Annotated in this window: 16 protein-coding genes and 1 other RNA gene; 16 read left to right on the top strand and 1 reads right to left on the bottom strand. The window is 51.7% G+C overall.

All coding sequences use genetic code 11. The annotated features are described in order from the left end of the window. The 14 genes from AC0YNV_RS11235 to rnpB all read left to right on the top strand — a co-directional run bounded on the left by AC0YNV_RS11235 (position 1) and on the right by rnpB (position 13588). Positions 1-426 carry a cytidine deaminase gene (locus AC0YNV_RS11235; protein WP_475768168.1) on the top strand — a complete coding sequence of 142 codons (426 nt, stop codon included), beginning with the start codon at positions 1-3 and terminating at the stop codon, positions 424-426. Positions 427-453: 27 nt separating this feature from the next. Next, entirely contained in the window at positions 454-1371 is a 918-nt protein-coding gene (era, locus tag AC0YNV_RS11230; protein ID WP_475768167.1) for a GTPase Era, read from the top strand. Between the two features lie 125 nt (positions 1372-1496). Beyond that, the gene (locus AC0YNV_RS11225; protein WP_475768166.1) at positions 1497-1652 is read left to right on the top strand and encodes a YqzL family protein; all 156 of its coding nucleotides are present in this window, start codon (positions 1497-1499) and stop codon (positions 1650-1652) included. A gap of 34 nt (positions 1653-1686) precedes the next feature. Continuing rightward, complete coding sequence (gene recO, locus AC0YNV_RS11220; RefSeq protein ID WP_475768165.1) at positions 1687-2433, top strand: DNA repair protein RecO; 747 nt, start codon at positions 1687-1689, stop codon at positions 2431-2433. A 333-nt stretch (positions 2434-2766) separates the two neighbouring features. Beyond that, positions 2767-3654 (top strand): glycine--tRNA ligase subunit alpha, encoded by an 888-nt coding sequence (glyQ, locus tag AC0YNV_RS11215; RefSeq protein WP_475768164.1) that lies wholly within the window; start codon positions 2767-2769, stop codon positions 3652-3654. Further along, the gene (gene glyS, locus AC0YNV_RS11210) at positions 3647-5728 is read left to right on the top strand and encodes a glycine--tRNA ligase subunit beta (protein ID WP_475768163.1); all 2082 of its coding nucleotides are present in this window, start codon (positions 3647-3649) and stop codon (positions 5726-5728) included. Before glyQ ends, glyS begins: the two co-directional genes overlap by 8 nt. A gap of 60 nt (positions 5729-5788) precedes the next feature. Beyond that, on the top strand, positions 5789-6607 hold the full coding sequence (locus AC0YNV_RS11205; RefSeq protein ID WP_475768162.1) for a pyruvate, water dikinase regulatory protein: 819 nt from the start codon (positions 5789-5791) through the stop codon (positions 6605-6607). Positions 6608-6687: 80 nt separating this feature from the next. Further along, positions 6688-7155 carry a YaiI/YqxD family protein gene (locus tag AC0YNV_RS11200; RefSeq protein ID WP_379114071.1) on the top strand — a complete coding sequence of 156 codons (468 nt, stop codon included), beginning with the start codon at positions 6688-6690 and terminating at the stop codon, positions 7153-7155. Between the two features lie 38 nt (positions 7156-7193). Further along, complete coding sequence (gene dnaG, locus AC0YNV_RS11195) at positions 7194-9029, top strand: DNA primase (RefSeq protein WP_475768161.1); 1836 nt, start codon at positions 7194-7196, stop codon at positions 9027-9029. Positions 9030-9062: 33 nt separating this feature from the next. Then, positions 9063-10190 carry an RNA polymerase sigma factor RpoD gene (gene rpoD, locus AC0YNV_RS11190; RefSeq protein WP_210037692.1) on the top strand — a complete coding sequence of 376 codons (1128 nt, stop codon included), beginning with the start codon at positions 9063-9065 and terminating at the stop codon, positions 10188-10190. A gap of 121 nt (positions 10191-10311) precedes the next feature. Then, on the top strand, positions 10312-11139 hold the full coding sequence (locus AC0YNV_RS11185) for a hypothetical protein (protein WP_475768160.1): 828 nt from the start codon (positions 10312-10314) through the stop codon (positions 11137-11139). Between the two features lies 1 nt (position 11140). Continuing rightward, entirely contained in the window at positions 11141-11923 is a 783-nt protein-coding gene (locus AC0YNV_RS11180; protein ID WP_475768159.1) for a tRNA (adenine(22)-N(1))-methyltransferase, read from the top strand. Next, positions 11899-13020: a Nif3-like dinuclear metal center hexameric protein gene (locus AC0YNV_RS11175; RefSeq protein ID WP_475768158.1), complete on the top strand. Its 1122-nt coding sequence runs from the start codon at positions 11899-11901 to the stop codon at positions 13018-13020. The genes AC0YNV_RS11180 and AC0YNV_RS11175 overlap by 25 nt, the downstream gene beginning before the upstream one ends. A 131-nt stretch (positions 13021-13151) precedes the next feature. Next, positions 13152-13588, top strand: an RNA gene (gene rnpB, locus AC0YNV_RS11170) — RNase P RNA component class A. 91 nt (positions 13589-13679) lie between these two features. Here rnpB and AC0YNV_RS11165 read toward each other — a convergent pair. Further along, positions 13680-15548, bottom strand: coding sequence for a S8 family peptidase (locus tag AC0YNV_RS11165; RefSeq protein ID WP_475768157.1), 1869 nt, complete (start codon positions 15546-15548; stop codon positions 13680-13682). Positions 15549-15738: 190 nt separating this feature from the next. Here AC0YNV_RS11165 and AC0YNV_RS11160 point away from each other — a divergent pair, with 190 nt between their 5' ends. Beyond that, positions 15739-16239: a YpuI family protein gene (locus tag AC0YNV_RS11160; protein WP_475768156.1), complete on the top strand. Its 501-nt coding sequence runs from the start codon at positions 15739-15741 to the stop codon at positions 16237-16239. Positions 16240-16292: 53 nt separating this feature from the next. Next, positions 16293-16505, top strand: a complete 213-nt coding sequence (locus AC0YNV_RS11155) for a DUF1540 domain-containing protein (protein ID WP_210037686.1) — start codon at positions 16293-16295, stop codon at positions 16503-16505.

The raw sequence follows: 16505 nt of genomic DNA, 5'->3' as shown, positions 1-16505 counted from the left end.
ATGGAGGTATCAAATGAGCCGCTCTCCGCGGACTGGGAGCGGCTTCTGGAGCAGGCATTGGAAGCAAGGAGCCGCGCTTATATACCGTATTCCGGCTTTGCCGTAGGAGCGGCTCTGCTGGATAAGGACGGTAATGTATATCTGGGCTGCAATGTCGAAAATGCAGCCTACGGTCCGACGAATTGCGCGGAACGGACCGCATTGTTCCGGGCGATTGCCGACGGGCGGAGCCCAGGCGAGTTTACAGCGATTGCTGTTATTGGAGATACAATGCTTCCCATCACGCCCTGCGGGGTGTGCAGACAAGTGCTGGTTGAGCTTTGCAAGCCGGACATGCCCGTCATTATGGCAAACCTGACAGGCGGCCGATCTGTAATGACGGTCGAAGAGCTGCTGCCGGGAGCATTTTCGTTAAGGAAAGGCTAAGTTTGGAAGGGGATCGAATAGTCTATTATGAATCACACACCATCCGGTAAAAAAGAAAAATACCATTCCGGCTTCGTAGCGATTGTCGGCCGGCCGAACGTTGGAAAGTCGACGCTCATGAACGAAGTCATCGGCCAGAAAATCGCAATAATGTCGGACAAGCCGCAGACAACACGCAATAAAATTCATGGCGTATATACCAAAGACAATTCGCAAATTGTATTTCTCGATACGCCCGGAATACACAAGCCGCAGTCGAAGCTTGGAAATTATATGAATAAATCCGCTGTCGGCACCTTGGGCGAAGTGGACGCCGCAATGTTCCTGATTGATGCTTCCGAAGGTCTTGGGGGCGGAGACCGTTATATTATCGAGCAGCTTAAACTTGTCAAAACGCCGATTTTTCTGGTGATGAACAAAATCGATAAAATTCATCCCGAAGCGCTGCTGCCTCTGATCGCCACCTACAAGGAGCTGCATGATTTTGCCGAGATCATTCCGATCTCCGCGCTGCAGGGCAATAACATCGATACGCTGCTGAGTGTGCTGACCCGTTATCTGCCCGAAGGGCCGCAATATTACCCGGCAGATCAGGTGACGGATCATCCGGAGCAGTTCGTCTGCGCAGAGCTGATCCGGGAGAAAATCCTCCATCAAACTCGGGAAGAAGTGCCGCATTCCATCGCGGTGTCGATTGAGGATATGAAGGTGCAGGACAACGGGGTTGTCTACATCGGAGCAGTTATTTTCGTCGAGCGCGATTCGCAGAAGGGAATCGTCATTGGCAAGCAGGGTGCGCTGCTCAAGGAAGTGGGCAGGCTGGCAAGACGCGATATCGAGCTGCTGCTTGGCTCACGGGTGTTCCTGGAGCTGTGGGTCAAGGTCAAGAAGGATTGGCGCAATCAGGAACGAGTCCTGAAGGATCTGGGTTACAAAAACGAATAAAACGGCTTGTCCACATTTCCTGCCGTAGCGCATAATGCCCGTTATTTGTCTGGCATAGGACATCCCCATTCATCGCATCCTAACTGTTGAGAACCATTTCGGATAGAGCGGAAGGGATGATACGAATGCGAGACTTTTCGTGGAAGTATTTTGCGCTGACCGGGGATGTGGACGCTTTTCTGCTTTATAAAGACGTGGATCAATTGAGCAAATCCGATGAGCCGGGCGCTGATGAAGAAACGCAGCTGGTATCCGATATGGAGAGTGCTCCTTCCATATGATGCGTCTTTACATGCGAGTAAGGGGAGAACCGCGATGCAGTACCGGGTTGAAGGCATTGTCATCCGTAGTATGGATTATGGGGAAGGCGGCAAAATCATTACGATTCTTACTCCTTCCTACGGCAAAGCGGCAATTCTTGTCCGCGGCGCCAAAAAAGCGAAGAGCCGTCACGGGTCGCTGACTCAGCTGTTTACCCATGGGGAATATCTTTATTACCGCAATAGCGGGCTTGGTACGCTGACGCATGGTGAGATTATTGAATCTCACCATGTTTTGCGTGAAGGGCTGGAATTGACCGCCTATGCGGCTTATGCTGTCGAGCTGACAGACCGGACGACCAACGATGAAGATGCAAGCGGATACTTGTTTATGCAGCTCCTGGCTTGCCTGCGCGCTTTGGCCGACGGCAAAGACGGTCCAACGATTATTCAGTTATACGAGATGAAAATTCTTGAGGCATCCGGGTATGCTCCCATGTTCGATGAATGTGTATCCTGCGGGAATGTCGTAGGTCCGATGGTTCTTAGCGCCCGATCAGGCGGCGTTCTTTGCAACCGCTGCCGCTACAAGGATACTTCCGCAATGCCGCTCAGCGAGACCGCGCACAAATTGCTGAAGCTGTTCCGTAGAATGGATCTGACGCGGCTTGGGAATATCCAGGTCAAGGATGAAACAAAAGCCCAGCTTAAGCAGGCGATGCGGCTGCTAATCGACACCCATATTAATATTCCGCTCAAATCCCGTGCATTTCTTGATCAAATGGATAAATATCCCCTTTAACAGCTTGACATACCAGCGGTGAATAGCTAAGATATACTATTAGAATAGGAACGATGATGAAGAAAGTAGTCGATGGACAGTCGTCAGCGGCAGCGAACCAGGGACAGTGAAAGCCTGGGCGGACGAATCGGCGAAAGGCACTTCGGAGTTCGGATGAACGTGAAAAGCGGATTTCCTGTATGTGCCAACACACATTGGGAGATCAAGTAGGGTGGAACCGCGGGAGATCAGCTCTCGTCCCTATGTCTGAGCTTTGTCAGACATAGGGACGAGAGCTTTTTATATCGTTTTGGCCATGTCTGAATTTGAATAATAAAGGAGAGAGGTCGGCAGATGAATTTTCAAAACATGATTTTGACGCTTCAGCAGTTTTGGGCGGAGCAAAACTGTATTCTCGTTCAGCCTTATGACGTGGAGAAGGGTGCAGGCACCATGAATCCGATGACTTTTCTGCGCACAATCGGACCGGAGCCCTGGAATGTCGCTTATGTGGAGCCTTCCAGACGTCCTGCGGATGGCCGCTACGGCGAGAATCCGAACCGCCTCTATCAGCATCACCAGTTCCAGGTGATTCTCAAGCCCTCGCCCGACAATATTCAGGAGCTGTATCTCGAGAGCCTGAAGCGGCTTGGCGTTGATCCGCTTCATCATGATATCCGGTTTGTTGAGGACAACTGGGAAGCGCCGACGCTTGGCGCATGGGGACTTGGATGGGAAGTTTGGCTCGATGGTATGGAAATTACGCAGTTTACGTACTTCCAGCAGGTTGGCGGTATCGACGTGAATCCGGTCGCTGTGGAAATTACCTACGGGATGGAGCGTCTGGCTTCCTATATTCAGGATAAGGAAAATGTGTTTGATCTGGAATGGGTTGCAGGCGTTACGTACGGAGATGTATTTCTGCAGCCGGAATTCGAGCATTCCAAATATACGTTCGAAACCTCGGATGCCGCGATGCTTTTCTCGTTGTTCAATATGTACGAGGAAGAAGCGAAGAAAACGATGGAGCACAAGCTTGTTTTCCCGGCGTATGATTATGTGCTCAAATGCTCCCATGCATTCAATTTGCTGGATGCCCGCGGGGCAATCAGCGTGACGGAGCGCACAGGCTATATTATGCGGGTCCGCAATCTGGCGCGCGCCTGCGCAGCCACGTATCTGGAGGAGCGCGAGCGGCTCGGCTTCCCGCTATTGAAGAAAGAGGTGAGCGCGAATGGCTAAGGATTTGCTGCTGGAAATCGGGCTCGAAGAGGTTCCTGCACGTTTTGTACGGGGAGCGATGAACCAGCTGAAGGAAAAGACGGTCAAGTGGCTGGATACCGCCCGCATCGCCCATGGTGAGGTGGAAGCTTATGCCACGCCGCGCCGGATCGCCGTGCTGGTCCGGGATGTGGAAGAAAAGCAGGCGGATGTCAGCGAAGAAGTGAAAGGTCCTTCCCGTAAAATCGCACTCGACGACCAAGGGGCCTGGAGCAAAGCGGCTCTTGGATTTGCCCGCAGCCAGGGCGTTGAACCGGAGGCCTTCTATTTCAAGGAGCTTGGCGGAGTAGAGTATATCTATGCCAACAAAAGCAGCATCGGCACGGTTACCTTTGATGTTCTGCCAGAGGGCCTCACGAGCCTGATTACTTCCATGTCTTTTCCCAAAAACATGCGTTGGGGCAGCCACGAGCTGAAATTTGTCCGCCCGATCAAATGGCTTCTCGCCTTATTCGGGGAAACGGTCATACCAATTGAAATCACGGATGTTCAGAGCGGAACGATCACCAGAGGTCACCGCTTCCTGGGAGGAGAAACCTCAGTCACTTCCCCATCGTATTATGTGGAACGATTGCGCGAGCAGCAGGTCGTTGTCAATGCAGCTGAACGTGAACAGCTGATTCTGGATCAGATCCATGCGCTGGCTGCCGAAAAAAACTGGAAAATCGACGTGAAGGCAGATTTGCTGGAGGAAGTTGTGTTTCTTGTCGAATATCCGAATGTGCTGTTCGGAACCTTCGATGAAGCATTCCTGAAGATCCCGCAGGAGGTTCTGATTACTTCGATGCGTGAACATCAGCGTTATTTTCCGGTGCTGGATGAGCAGGGCAAACTGCTTCCTTTCTTCGTTACCGTCCGCAATGGCGATCGTACCTCTATCGAGCAGGTAGCCAAAGGCAATGAAAAGGTTCTAAGAGCGCGTCTGTCCGACGCCAGATTCTTCTATGCCGAAGATCAGAAGATTCCAATCTCCGATTCTCTGCAAAAGCTTGCGAAGATTGTTTACCACGAGGAGCTGGGAATGGTATCGGATAAGGTTGGCCGCATTCAGGCAACGGCGGCCAAGCTGGCAAGCGCCCTTGATCTTGATCCGCAGACCGTGGACGACATTGCGCGCACTGCGGAGATCTGCAAGTTTGATTTGGTCACTCAGATGGTATACGAGTTTCCGGAGCTGCAGGGTGTGATGGGTGAGGATTATGCCCGCAAGGCAGGGGAGCGGGAGGCGGTTGCAGTCGCCATCAATGAACATTACCAGCCGCGTTTTGCCGGTGACCGTGCCCCAGGCTCCCTGATAGGTGCGATTGTGAGCCTGGCTGACAAAATCGACACGATTGTCGGCTGCTTCTCCATCGGCATTATTCCCACAGGATCCCAGGATCCCTATGCTCTGCGCCGCCAGGCAGCGGGCATTATCCAGATTATTCTGGCGCATGGATTGAAGCTGCCCCTGGACGGATTATTCGATCTCTCGTTGGAGGTGCACAGCGGGAAGCCAATGAAACGCGAAGCCGCAGATATTCGAAAAGACCTTTATGAGTTCTTCGCGCTGCGGGTGAAAAATGTGCTCTCCGAGCAGGGCATCCGTTATGATGTTGTCGATGCGGTTATGGCTGCAGGGTATAATGATTTGCGCCAGACGGTCAACAGAGCCGCTGCTGTGACAGCCTTCGCTGCCGGCGAGCGGCGTGATGAATTCAAGCTGGCGGTCGATGCTCTGAACAGGGTGAGCAACCTTGCCTCTAAAGCTGCGTCTAAGGATGTGGCGCCTTCCCTCTTTGCGGATGAAGCTGAAGGTGAATTGCACGCCGCATGGCAGGCCGTAAGCGAAAGCATTGCGGAATGTATTAATAATGATGATGCTGCAGGTGCGATCGCCAAGCTCGCGGGATTAAAGGAACCGATCACTGCGTACTTTGACCGCGTTATGGTTATGGCTGAAGATGAAGCCGTCCGTGCAAACCGCTTGGCGCTATTGGCTCTTATCGCCGACGGAGCGGGTACAGTTGCAGATTTATCCAGACTTGTTTGGTAATAAACGGTGGCTCGGCCTGCACAGCCATCATATTCATTAGCATTTAAGGAGGGGACCAACATGACAACCGGGCTTCATCCTGATGTGATTATTTATGTGGTTTCGGATTCCGCCGGCGATACCGGCGAACTGGTTGTGCGTGCGGCGGTTGCCCAGTTCCATCCCATTTACGCGGATATACGCCGGGCCCCTTTTGTTCAGGATGAGTCCGCTGTAGAACGGATGGTGCTGCAGGCCAAAGAGCATAATGCGATTATTTTGTACACGCTTGTGATTCCTAAGCTTCGTGACGTGCTGAGCAAGTTTTCGCTGGAGCATTCCGTCGTGGCGATTGATCTGCTGGGTTCGCTGATCGGCAGCCTGGAGCTGAAGACCAACCGTCCCTCCCGCAAGGAGCCGGGGCTGAATCATGTGCTGGACGAGGATTATTTCCGCAAGGTGGAGGCTGTTGAGTTCGCCGTCAAGTATGACGATATGCGCGACACGACCGGGATTATCAAGGCGGACATCGTGCTTGTCGGCGTTTCCCGAACCTCCAAAACTCCGCTGTCGATGTACCTGGCACACAAGAAATTCAAAGTAGCCAACGTGCCGCTGATGCCGGAGCTCAAGCCGCCCGACGAGCTGTTTCGGATCCCCAAGGGGAAAATAGTGGGACTGACGATTGATGTCCATTATTTGAACGTCATCCGCAAGGAACGCCTTAAGGCTCTTGGCTTGCCGGATAGTGCGGCGTATGCGACGACAGCACGAATTGAGCAGGAGCTTGCTTACGCTGCGGATATTATGAAGCGAATCGGCTGCGTGGTAATCGATGTTTCGCATCGGGCGGTGGAGGAAACGGCAAGTTTAATCATGGAATGTATTCCTTCCAGCTGATTTTTCTTGCAGGATTCTTTTATCTTTTGCCGTATATAACATAGTACAGAATTATTCCAGGGATGCGGTGATGCATAAACGTGGCGAATACCCCTACAATTGTGGTGGATGCCGATGCCTGCCCGGTCAAGCGCGAAATCGTCGAGGTAGCGCGGAATATGTCCGTTCCCGTGCTGATGGTTGCTTCGTACGACCATCGTCTGGAGCCGGGGGCAGGCATTCAGATTGTTCAGGTGGATAAAGGCGATCAATCTGTCGATTTGTATATCGCCAATCATGTCGCACGGGGAGATATCGTCGTTACGCAGGACTTCGGGCTTGCGACGATCGTGCTGGCCAAAGGGGCAATTGCGCTGTCGAATCGGGGGCAGCAGTATGATGACAGCAATATTGATTATCTCATGGAGCGCAGACATGAGCTTGCGAAGCGTCGAAGAAGCGGCGGCAAGACCAAAGGGCCGAAGGCCATGACAAGCGAGGATCGGATCCGTTTTCAGCAAAAGCTGACAAAAGTTTTACGAACCCGGCAGGAGAATGGTGAATCTTAGCGAATATTTAAACATGTTTAGGATGAAGGTGGGGATATATGGCGTTCGCTAAAATACCTGATTCCGTCATAGAAGCGGTGCTGCGGCATCACGATATCGTCGAGACGGTTGGGAAATACGTTAACCTCTCAAAACAAGGCAAATATATGAAAGGGTTATGCCCTTTTCATTCAGAGAAGACCCCTTCGTTCACCGTTACGCCCGAGAAACAGATTTTCTACTGCTACGGGTGCGGCAAAGGCGGCAATGCTGTAAAATTCATCGAGGAAATCGAAAACTATTCGTTTCCTGAAGCGGTCCGCGTTATGGCGGAGGAGGCCGGTATCCCGGTAACGTGGACAGGGAATTCCGACGGTTTCGACTCAGTCGAATCGGGTGAACGGGATAAGCTGATTGAAGCGCATGAGCTTACCGGAAAGCTTTATCATTACCTGCTGATGAATACGTCTCATGGCCAGCCCGCTTTGGAGTATTTGCGCTCGCGCGGAGTAACGGACAAGCAGATCGACCAATTCCTGATCGGTTACGCGCCGCCGGAATGGGATACCTTGGTGCGTTTTCTGGACAAGCGGGAATTCAAACTGGATCTGATGGAAAAGGGCGGCCTCCTGATTGCCAAGCAGGATGGAAGCGGATATATCGACCGGTTTCGGGACCGGATTATGTTTCCAATCCGTAATGGCGAAGGCAAGGCAATTGCGCTGGCAGGGCGGATACTTGGCGAAGGGCAGCCCAAATACCTGAATTCGCCCGAAACCATGCTGTTCAACAAAAGCCGCAGCCTGTACAATTTCAATCAATCCAGGGCGGCCATGCGGAAGAGCCGGCGCGCCGTATTGTTCGAAGGCTACATGGATGTGGTCAAAGCATGGACCGCCGGAGTCAATAACGGTGTGGCCACGATGGGTACTTCTCTGACAGAGAGCCATGCCATGATTCTTCAGCGGAATGTGGATGATGTACTGCTTTGTTACGACGGCGACAGCGCCGGACAAGCTGCAGTCGTGAAGACCATTCCACTGCTGGAAAAGGCAGGTCTGCGCGTGCAGGTGGCCATGCTGCCCAAAGGCATGGACCCCGATGAGTTTATTGAAAAGAACGGGGCGCAGGCATTTATCAGGGAGACGATTGAACACCCCGTTTCCGTCACGAAATTTAAACTAATATATGCGAAGAAAAACCATATACTCCTAGAAGAAGAAGGACAGAAGAACTATATGCTCGAAGCTGTCGGCATTATTGCCGAGCTTGATTCTCCCACCGAGCGTGAGTTTTATCTAAAAGATCTGTCCCGTGAATTCGATATATCTTTAGAGGCGCTCAAACAAGACTGCTTCCAGCATAGACAGCAGCACCAGAAATTGAAGCCGCAAAGGGATAATAACGACAATTCGTGGAATAATGGTAGGAATGAAATCCGTCGTATGCCTTCTTCGCCGCCTGTGCTGCCTGCCTATCAGGTAGCGGAACGCAGACTTCTGGCCCGCATGCTGCAGGACAGTGAAACGGCGCAAACGGTGCACGGCCAGCTCGGAGAAGCATTTAACGTTGAGGATCACGCAGCGCTTGCTGCTTACTTATATGCTTATTATGCACAAGGTCATGATCCGGATATTAGCCGATTTATCGCTTCGCTTCAGGACGACCGTCTTGAGAGGACGGCCGCTTCAATCTTAATGATGGACGATGATTTTCCGTTCGACGAGCAGCTGCTCGCTCACTATATTATGGAAATTCTCAAAGTGCCCAGATTTCGTGGAATCGAGCATAAGAAAGAGGAAATGGTGCAGGCGGAACGATCCGGCGACATGTTGTTGGCGGCTCGAATTGCAAGTGAGATTATAGCCCTAGAGAGACAGCTTAAAGGACAGTAGGATGATCGTTTCTAGGGAGGAGGGAGTCGGAATATGGCGAATGATCAACATACTGAATTGGATATCGAACAGAAGCTGGAGATTGTCAAAGAGCAGCTGATTGAACACGGTAAAAAAAGATCCTCCTTAACCTATAAAGAGATCATGGAGAAGCTTTCACCGTTTGATCAGGATCCGGAGCAAATTGATGAATTTTTCGAACAGCTCGATGATATCGGAATTGAAGTGTTGAATGAGAATGATGATCTTCCAACAAGCAGAGAACGTGAAGATCAGGAGAGAGAACCGGATGAATTTAATTTTGACGATGATCTGGCGCTCCCGCCCGGTATCAAAATCAATGACCCCGTCCGGATGTACTTGAAGGAGATCGGACGAGTTCCGCTTTTGTCCGCGGATGATGAGGTTGAGCTGGCCAAACGGATCGAGAATGGCGATGAGGAAGCAAAACGCAGGCTTGCCGAGGCCAACCTCCGGCTCGTAGTCAGTATTGCCAAGCGGTATGTGGGACGCGGAATGCTATTTCTCGACCTGATTCAGGAAGGGAATATGGGCCTGATCAAAGCCGTTGAAAAGTTTGATCATACCAAGGGCTACAAATTCAGCACGTACGCAACCTGGTGGATTCGCCAAGCGATAACAAGAGCCATCGCCGACCAGGCCAGAACAATCCGGATTCCGGTTCATATGGTGGAGACGATCAACAAGCTGGTAAGGGTCTCCCGTCAGCTTCTGCAGGAGCTCGGCCGTGAGCCAAGTCCAGAGGAAATAGCGGCGGAGATGGATCTCAGTACGGAGAAGGTCCGGGAAATTATGAAAATTGCCCAGGAGCCGGTATCGCTGGAGACGCCGATCGGTGAAGAAGACGATTCCCATCTGGGAGATTTTATCGAGGACCAGGAAGCACTTGCACCGGCGGATGCGGCCGCATACGAGCTGCTCAAGGAGCAATTGGAAGATGTGCTGGATACATTGACCGAACGCGAGGAGAATGTGCTCCGTCTGCGTTTTGGACTGGATGATGGACGGACCCGGACCCTTGAGGAAGTGGGCAAGGTGTTTGGCGTCACGCGGGAGCGGATTCGTCAGATCGAAGCCAAAGCGCTGCGCAAGCTGAGACATCCGAGCCGCAGCAAGCGGTTGAAGGATTTTCTCGAATAAGGATGAAGACGAGGACCTTTCTGCTGCGGCAGCAAAGGTCTTTTTTTCTTAAGAATTACCGCATCATGATGAACTCGCGACAGGTTTGAGAAATTGCTGCCCGAAAGGAGCGAGGATCAACATGGATCAGGAGCGCCGCAAAACGATTGTAAAAGAAATTGAACACTGGCAGCGAAGCAAGCTGCTCCCGGAGCAATATTGCGATTTCCTGCTTAATTTATATGTGGAAGAGGGAGCGGCCCGCACGCCTTCGACAATTACCGGTAAAGCGGCCCAGGCGGTATCCAAGGCTTCATGGAAGCAATGGTTCCTTACATTTGGAATTTTTTCCTTGATTTGTTTTGTTGTTCTTTATTTTAGCTTTTTTCATCCTTTATTGCAAATTGGCATATCCTTGTCGGCAGTGCTTGTTCTTCTTCTGTATGGCCAGCGTTATCGCCGGAAAAATGAATCCGCCGGCTTGGGACTCATCGGAATAGGCATGCTGCTGATGCTCGGCGCCGGGATCTATATGCTGCAGCTGCATGAGCTGCAAGCCTGGGGCTGGAAGGCGGGGTTGCTTGCTTTCTGCTCGCTTGTATGGATCGTTTTTGGGATTGGCGTGCGAATTCCGCTCCTTCATCTATGCGGCTGGGTCGCTTCTTTTCTCGTTTATGCCTGGCTGCTCTCCAATACTTTCGATTCTCCAAAATGGTATGAAATTCAGCTTTTCTGGCTTCCGGCGTCATTTGTATTCGGTTGGTGCAGCTGGTTTTTTCATCGCTGGTCAAGGCCCGTGGCGGCTATTTTATTTGTGGCGGGAGCACTTATCTGGTTTATGCCGGAATTGTATTCCGCCGTATTTGCCAAGGAACAAATTTGGCTGCAGCTGCAGCTTATCACCAAAATCATTGCAGGGGGCTTGCTCCTCTTCAGCTTAAGAAAACAGTGGATTGCGTGGGTTGCTTAACATGATAAAATTATCCAAACGACTGCAAACGATAGCAGATCGTGTCAGCGCGGACGCTCGGGCAGCCGATATCGGCTCTGACCATGCCCTCCTTCCGGTATATCTGGTGCAGAGCGGCAAATGCCCGTCGGCAATTGCCGGGGAACTGAATACCGGACCATTTCTGGCGGCGCAGAAGGGTGCTGCTGAAGCCGGATTGACCGGGGCAATCGATGTCCGTCAAGGAGACGGGTTGTCGGTCCTCTTGCCGGGAGAAGCGGATACAGTCATCCTTGCGGGCATGGGAGGAAGCCTGATGTCCGATATTCTGGAAGCGGGCTGGAGAGATGGCCGCCTGGACGGCGTGCGGGAGCTGGTTCTTCAGCCGAATGTGGGAGAGGATCTGGTGCGCCGCTGGCTCGTACGCCGCGATTATGTTCTTCAGAGTGAGACGATAATGGAAGAAGACGGCCGTATTTATGAAATACTGTATGCCCTCGCCGGTGAGAATAAAGAGGCGGCAGAGGCGTGGAACACCCGCTTGTACGATGCTTCTGAGCTTCCTCTTCAAATGTCTGCAGGCTATCGCAGTGAATGGCTGTACCGGATGGGACCGTATTTGCTGCAAGAAGGCGATGAACTCTTGAAGAAGAAGTGGCGGATGGAGCTTGGAAAGCTCGAGCGGATCCGTAATCAGCTGGCTTTGTCGACGCTCAGCGAATCCAGGGAGAAAGAAGCGGCTCTTGGAGATGAAATGCAGCAAATGGAGGAGGTGCTTCAATGTTTGCCCATGGTCAAACCGTAATACAATTAATGGAGCAGCTGGCACCCAAGCATTTGGCCGTCGAGAATGATAAAATCGGCCTGCAGCTGGGTACGCTGCAGAAGGAAATAAGCAAGGTGCTGGTTGCTCTTGACGTGACCGATGAGGTGGTTGATGAGGCAATCGCCTCAGGCGCCGGGTTGATCATTGCCCATCATGCCATCATATATAGACCGCTGGCGAAGCTTGACACCTCAACGCCGGCCGGCAGACTTTATGAGAAGCTGATCAAGCATGATATTGCCGTGTATATCGCTCATACCAATCTTGATTCGGCTGAAGGCGGCATCAATGACTGGATGGCCGATCTGGTTGGTATTGCCCAAGAGGGCAGAGCAAGTCTGGAAATTGTCCATACCGACAAGCTGTTTAAGCTTGTTGTTTTTGTCCCTGCACCGCATGAGGATGCCGTTCTGCAGGCGATCTGGAACGCGGGAGCCGGAGAGACGGGAAATTACAGCTGCAGCAGCTTTAAGGTGGAAGGGACGGGAACTTTCCTGCCTGGAGCGCAGGCGCAGCCCTTCATAGGAAAGCATGGCCAGCTCGAGCAGGTACCTGAAGTAAGAGTGGAGACAATTGTTCCGCAAAGCCTGCAGCGGAAGGTTGTTCAGGCGATGATTAAAGCGCATCCGTACGAGGAGGTCGCTTATGACCTGTATCCGCTTGAAATCAATGGGCCTTCTTATGGACTGGGACGTGTCGGGAAGCTGCCGGAACCTGTAAAGCTGATTGAACTCGCTGAGCTGGTTAAACAGGTGTTTGATGTGCCTGCGGTCAGAGTGGTGGGCGATCCGGATACGGTTGTCCGCAAAGCGGCTGTTCTTGGCGGCTCCGGGGGCAGATATGTGAAACACGCCCAGTTCGCCGGAGCGGATGTGCTTATTACTGGAGATATTGATTATCATACTGCTCATGACGCTCTGGTGGCAGGCCTGTGCATTATTGATCCGGGACATAATATTGAGAAAATCATGAAGCCGAGGGTGGCGCAGTGGCTGACCCATGAGCTGATTAAACGTAAATATAAAACGGTCGCGGCCGCCTCCCAGGTAGAGACGGAACCTTTCCGGTTCATTTAAATTTAAAACTTTACCTCCAGGCTTGGAGCAGGAAACTCGGATTATCAAGAAATTTTGAAGAAATATGAAAACATGGAGCCGTTTTCGCCTTGAGCTTTTGACCGCTTCTTAGTATACTAGCTAGATGACGGAAAGTTTGACAGACAATCGCTGGCAGCTGTGAGGCTGCGAGAGGAAAGTCCGGGCTCCGTAGGGCGAAGATGCTGGATAACGTCCAGTCGGCGCGAGCCGAAGGATAGTGCCACAGAAATGGACCGCCGATGGCTGGCTTTGCGTCAGCACAGGCAAGGGTGGAACCGTGGTGTAAGAGACCACGAGGACCGTTGGTGACAACGGTGCTGGTAAACCCCATCTGGAGCAAGACCGAGAGAACGCGGCAGTACAAGCTTGCACCTGCTTTTGCAGAGGCATCTCATACTGCACCCTTGCCCGGGGAGCGTTCGGGTTGGTTGCTTGAGCCGATCAGCAATGGTAGGCCTAGATAGATGATTGTCGCTTCGAAAGTGGGAGGGTCGTTCCCGTTTGGACCACATGGAGTACAGAACCCGGCTTACGGCAAGCTTTCCGCAACGATTCAAATCCACCATTAAAATTAAAAACTGTTCCTTTTGCACCTTTGTCTTTCAAGGAGCAATCGGAACAGTTTTTTCGTTTGATGCTTATTTTTTGGCAGCTGTCAGATGGGACTCGTATTTGCTCTTGATCTTCGCAAGCCGCTGTTCCACCTGCTGCTCAAACTGCTGCAGCGATAACTTCGATTGATTCGCCATTTCCAATGCCTGGACGATATCGATCTGTCCATAGCCGAAGTAATTGTCTTTGCCTTTGTCACCCAGGTCGGTTGCGGATTTGCGCATGATATCCATCACCTCGACATTGGTCAGATCGGGATTGATGGAGCGGATCAGACCCGCCAATGCGGCAACATGGGGACTGGCCATCGATGTTCCTGACAGTGCTGCATACTGACTGCCGGGATACGTGCTCGCGATGCTTGCTCCCGGTGCTGCAACATCGATGTAATCGCCAAAGTTGGAGAAGGACGACCGGGAACCGTCGGCATCCGTGGAAGCCACGCCGAACACCTCCGGGTAAGCCGCAGGATATCCCGGACGATCGGTATTATCATTGCCGCTTGCCGCGACCAGAACCACATCATGGTCATAGGCATATTTGACGGCATCATGGAGGAATTCCGCCTCAGCATAGTTGCCAAGGCTCATATTGATGACTTTGGCCCCGTTGTCCGTCGCCCAGATGATTCCCTGCGCCACCGTATAGGTAGAGCCGGCTCCGCTGGAATCCAGAACCTTGACAGGCATTAATTTGTTATACCAGGATAAGCCGGCTACGCCTTCGCCGTTATTCACGTTGGCGGCAATAATGCCGGCAACATGCGTACCGTGTCCGACATCGTCTTCAGGCGGATCATCTTCGCTGACGAGATTGATGCCATCCACCGTTTTCCCCTGAAGATCGGGATGATCGGCTTGAACGCCGGTATCCAATATGGCGACGAGCACACGCTCGCTGCCTTTGGAGAGCGTCCAGCCTTTCTCCGTTTCAATCGATGGTAAATTCCACTGATACTGCGAGTACAGCGCATCGTTAGGAATGATTGGCGCAATTTCGTTGGTCATATACAAGTAATGGGGTTCGACATACTCCGGCTGCCATGTTCTTTTAAAATACTCCATCATGCTTTCGGCATCCATTAGTTTGGAACGGAAAATAAAGGTATGGGCCAGTTTTTTTACTGAAATGGCACCAATATCCGTTTTCATCCGATCCAAATCATGCCTCGTGGGCGGATGACTGAATTTCACGACGACTTCATTAATATGATAATGACTGGCGTTGCCATTATCCTCACCCTGCTCAACCGTCATATCGGTAGTCGTATTGGGAATAACGGACTCGATCTTGTAATGCCCCTCCGCCGGATAAGGCACAATTCTTAAATTGCGTTTCTGATGCCGCTCGACCTCTGTGATGACATCCTGGAGTATGACGCCGATAATGCCGTCGCCCCGGCGGCGATGGTCCGGTACGGCTACGATGGCATAGCGGTGTCCATGCAGCTTCAGGGATGTGGATGTATAATCCTTGCCCTGCCGGAGACTGGCCTTGGCGGCTGCCAAATGCGTTTGAAGCATTTTGTTTGCATCCTGCGGTTTTTTGCCATGGGTCATCGTTTTACCGTTGTGAATCCAGACGAGATACACCATTTGCTTGTGCTTCTTCATCATGTCTGCCATATTGACGGGACCCGGGTCTCCAATTGAATGGCTCATCATCATTTTATGGAGGTTCCTTGAACATTCCCTGGTGCACATTAAAGCCGTTGCTTCCATATCCCGGTTTATGGTTTTCATCTTGATCGCATGCTCCCGTGATGCGGACGTTGCTTTCACCGGAGCCTGAATTTTGCCGGGCTGCTGTTTAGGCGCACCGAACCAGGGGGATAAAGGAATTAATAATGCCGCGGCGGCAAGCACCGCGAACCAGCCGATCCATTTGCGTCGCATATTAATGGCTGCCTCCTCGAATTTGCTGTATTCACGAGCCTCAATGAAGCTCCCTGCCTTTAGAATTCGGTGGAATGAATGAAAATATACGGTCGAGGACGTCAAACGGCAGTACCATCTGCATGCATTTTGTGGTACGATGTTGATGGTCTAAGTATTGTTTTGGAGAACGAAAGGGGATCTACCGATCATGCCATCGACAAACGTGAAATCGCTGAGCGAATCGACAAGGGACAAGTTAAAACTCGCCATCGGTCAATTGGAGCTGTTCCTTAACCAGCATGCGCTTCCGCAGCTTGCAAGTGAAGATCAGGATAACGAAGCGGAGCTTTTCTATAAAGGATTGCTGTCTGACCTAAGGCATTTGCTTGTTTTTTCGGAAGTAGCTTACGAGAAACTGGGAGTTGCTCTCAGACGGCCGAATTTTGATGATGATTTTGCCGCACGGGTTCTTTATGAAGTGTACCACCAATGCGTAAACGCATTTTTCTACCCTAAAAATGAATGTTATTCCGAAGACGGACGTTATGCCTATACGGGCCAGGATGCGATCCGATTCCGCAAGAAACCGGTTCGCGATGCCCGCGACACCGTGCTTTCGGTATCGAAGGTGTATGAGGAGCTCCGTGACGACTTGTCTTATTATGAGAGCGACTACATGACCCAGCGCCGTATGCAAGGGCAAAAATAAGGCAGGCATAAGTCACCCCCGGTGCGGGCAAATTGATACCGGGGGTGATTTTTATGCCAAAAGGCGTAAGCTGCAGCGTTGCAAACTGTTCCTTCTGGGGGCAGGGCAACCAATGCAATGCCGATCAAATCATGATCGACATCGACAGTCATGCACACACCAATCTTGATTCCGAATTTGCCGGAGAACATTTTCAGGCAAGCCACCAAGATAATGCCACCGAATCGGCGTCCACCTGCTGCCACACATTCAAACCAAAGGAGTGA

This window comes from Paenibacillus sp. JT31N11, from assembly GCF_056269285.1.
The sequence above is the reverse complement of the archived record's forward strand: the minus strand, read 5'-3'. Positions and strand labels throughout refer to the sequence as shown.

What these genes read in the sequence shown, in the direction of transcription:
- AC0YNV_RS11235 (WP_475768168.1), top strand. Translation starts at nt 1, where the DNA reads ATGGAGGTATCAAATGAGCCGCTCTCCGCGGACTGGGAGCGGCTTCTG.
- era (WP_475768167.1), top strand. Translation starts at nt 454, where the DNA reads ATGAATCACACACCATCCGGTAAAAAAGAAAAATACCATTCCGGCTTC.
- AC0YNV_RS11225 (WP_475768166.1), top strand. Translation starts at nt 1,497, where the DNA reads ATGCGAGACTTTTCGTGGAAGTATTTTGCGCTGACCGGGGATGTGGAC.
- recO (WP_475768165.1), top strand. Translation starts at nt 1,687, where the DNA reads ATGCAGTACCGGGTTGAAGGCATTGTCATCCGTAGTATGGATTATGGG.
- glyQ (WP_475768164.1), top strand. Translation starts at nt 2,767, where the DNA reads ATGAATTTTCAAAACATGATTTTGACGCTTCAGCAGTTTTGGGCGGAG.
- glyS (WP_475768163.1), top strand. Translation starts at nt 3,647, where the DNA reads ATGGCTAAGGATTTGCTGCTGGAAATCGGGCTCGAAGAGGTTCCTGCA.
- AC0YNV_RS11205 (WP_475768162.1), top strand. Translation starts at nt 5,789, where the DNA reads ATGACAACCGGGCTTCATCCTGATGTGATTATTTATGTGGTTTCGGAT.
- dnaG (WP_475768161.1), top strand. Translation starts at nt 7,194, where the DNA reads ATGGCGTTCGCTAAAATACCTGATTCCGTCATAGAAGCGGTGCTGCGG.
- rpoD (WP_210037692.1), top strand. Translation starts at nt 9,063, where the DNA reads ATGGCGAATGATCAACATACTGAATTGGATATCGAACAGAAGCTGGAG.
- AC0YNV_RS11185 (WP_475768160.1), top strand. Translation starts at nt 10,312, where the DNA reads ATGGATCAGGAGCGCCGCAAAACGATTGTAAAAGAAATTGAACACTGG.
- AC0YNV_RS11180 (WP_475768159.1), top strand. Translation starts at nt 11,141, where the DNA reads ATGATAAAATTATCCAAACGACTGCAAACGATAGCAGATCGTGTCAGC.
- AC0YNV_RS11175 (WP_475768158.1), top strand. Translation starts at nt 11,899, where the DNA reads ATGTTTGCCCATGGTCAAACCGTAATACAATTAATGGAGCAGCTGGCA.
- AC0YNV_RS11165 (WP_475768157.1), bottom strand. Translation starts at nt 15,548, where the DNA reads ATGCGACGCAAATGGATCGGCTGGTTCGCGGTGCTTGCCGCCGCGGCA.
- AC0YNV_RS11160 (WP_475768156.1), top strand. Translation starts at nt 15,739, where the DNA reads ATGCCATCGACAAACGTGAAATCGCTGAGCGAATCGACAAGGGACAAG.
- AC0YNV_RS11155 (WP_210037686.1), top strand. Translation starts at nt 16,293, where the DNA reads ATGCCAAAAGGCGTAAGCTGCAGCGTTGCAAACTGTTCCTTCTGGGGG.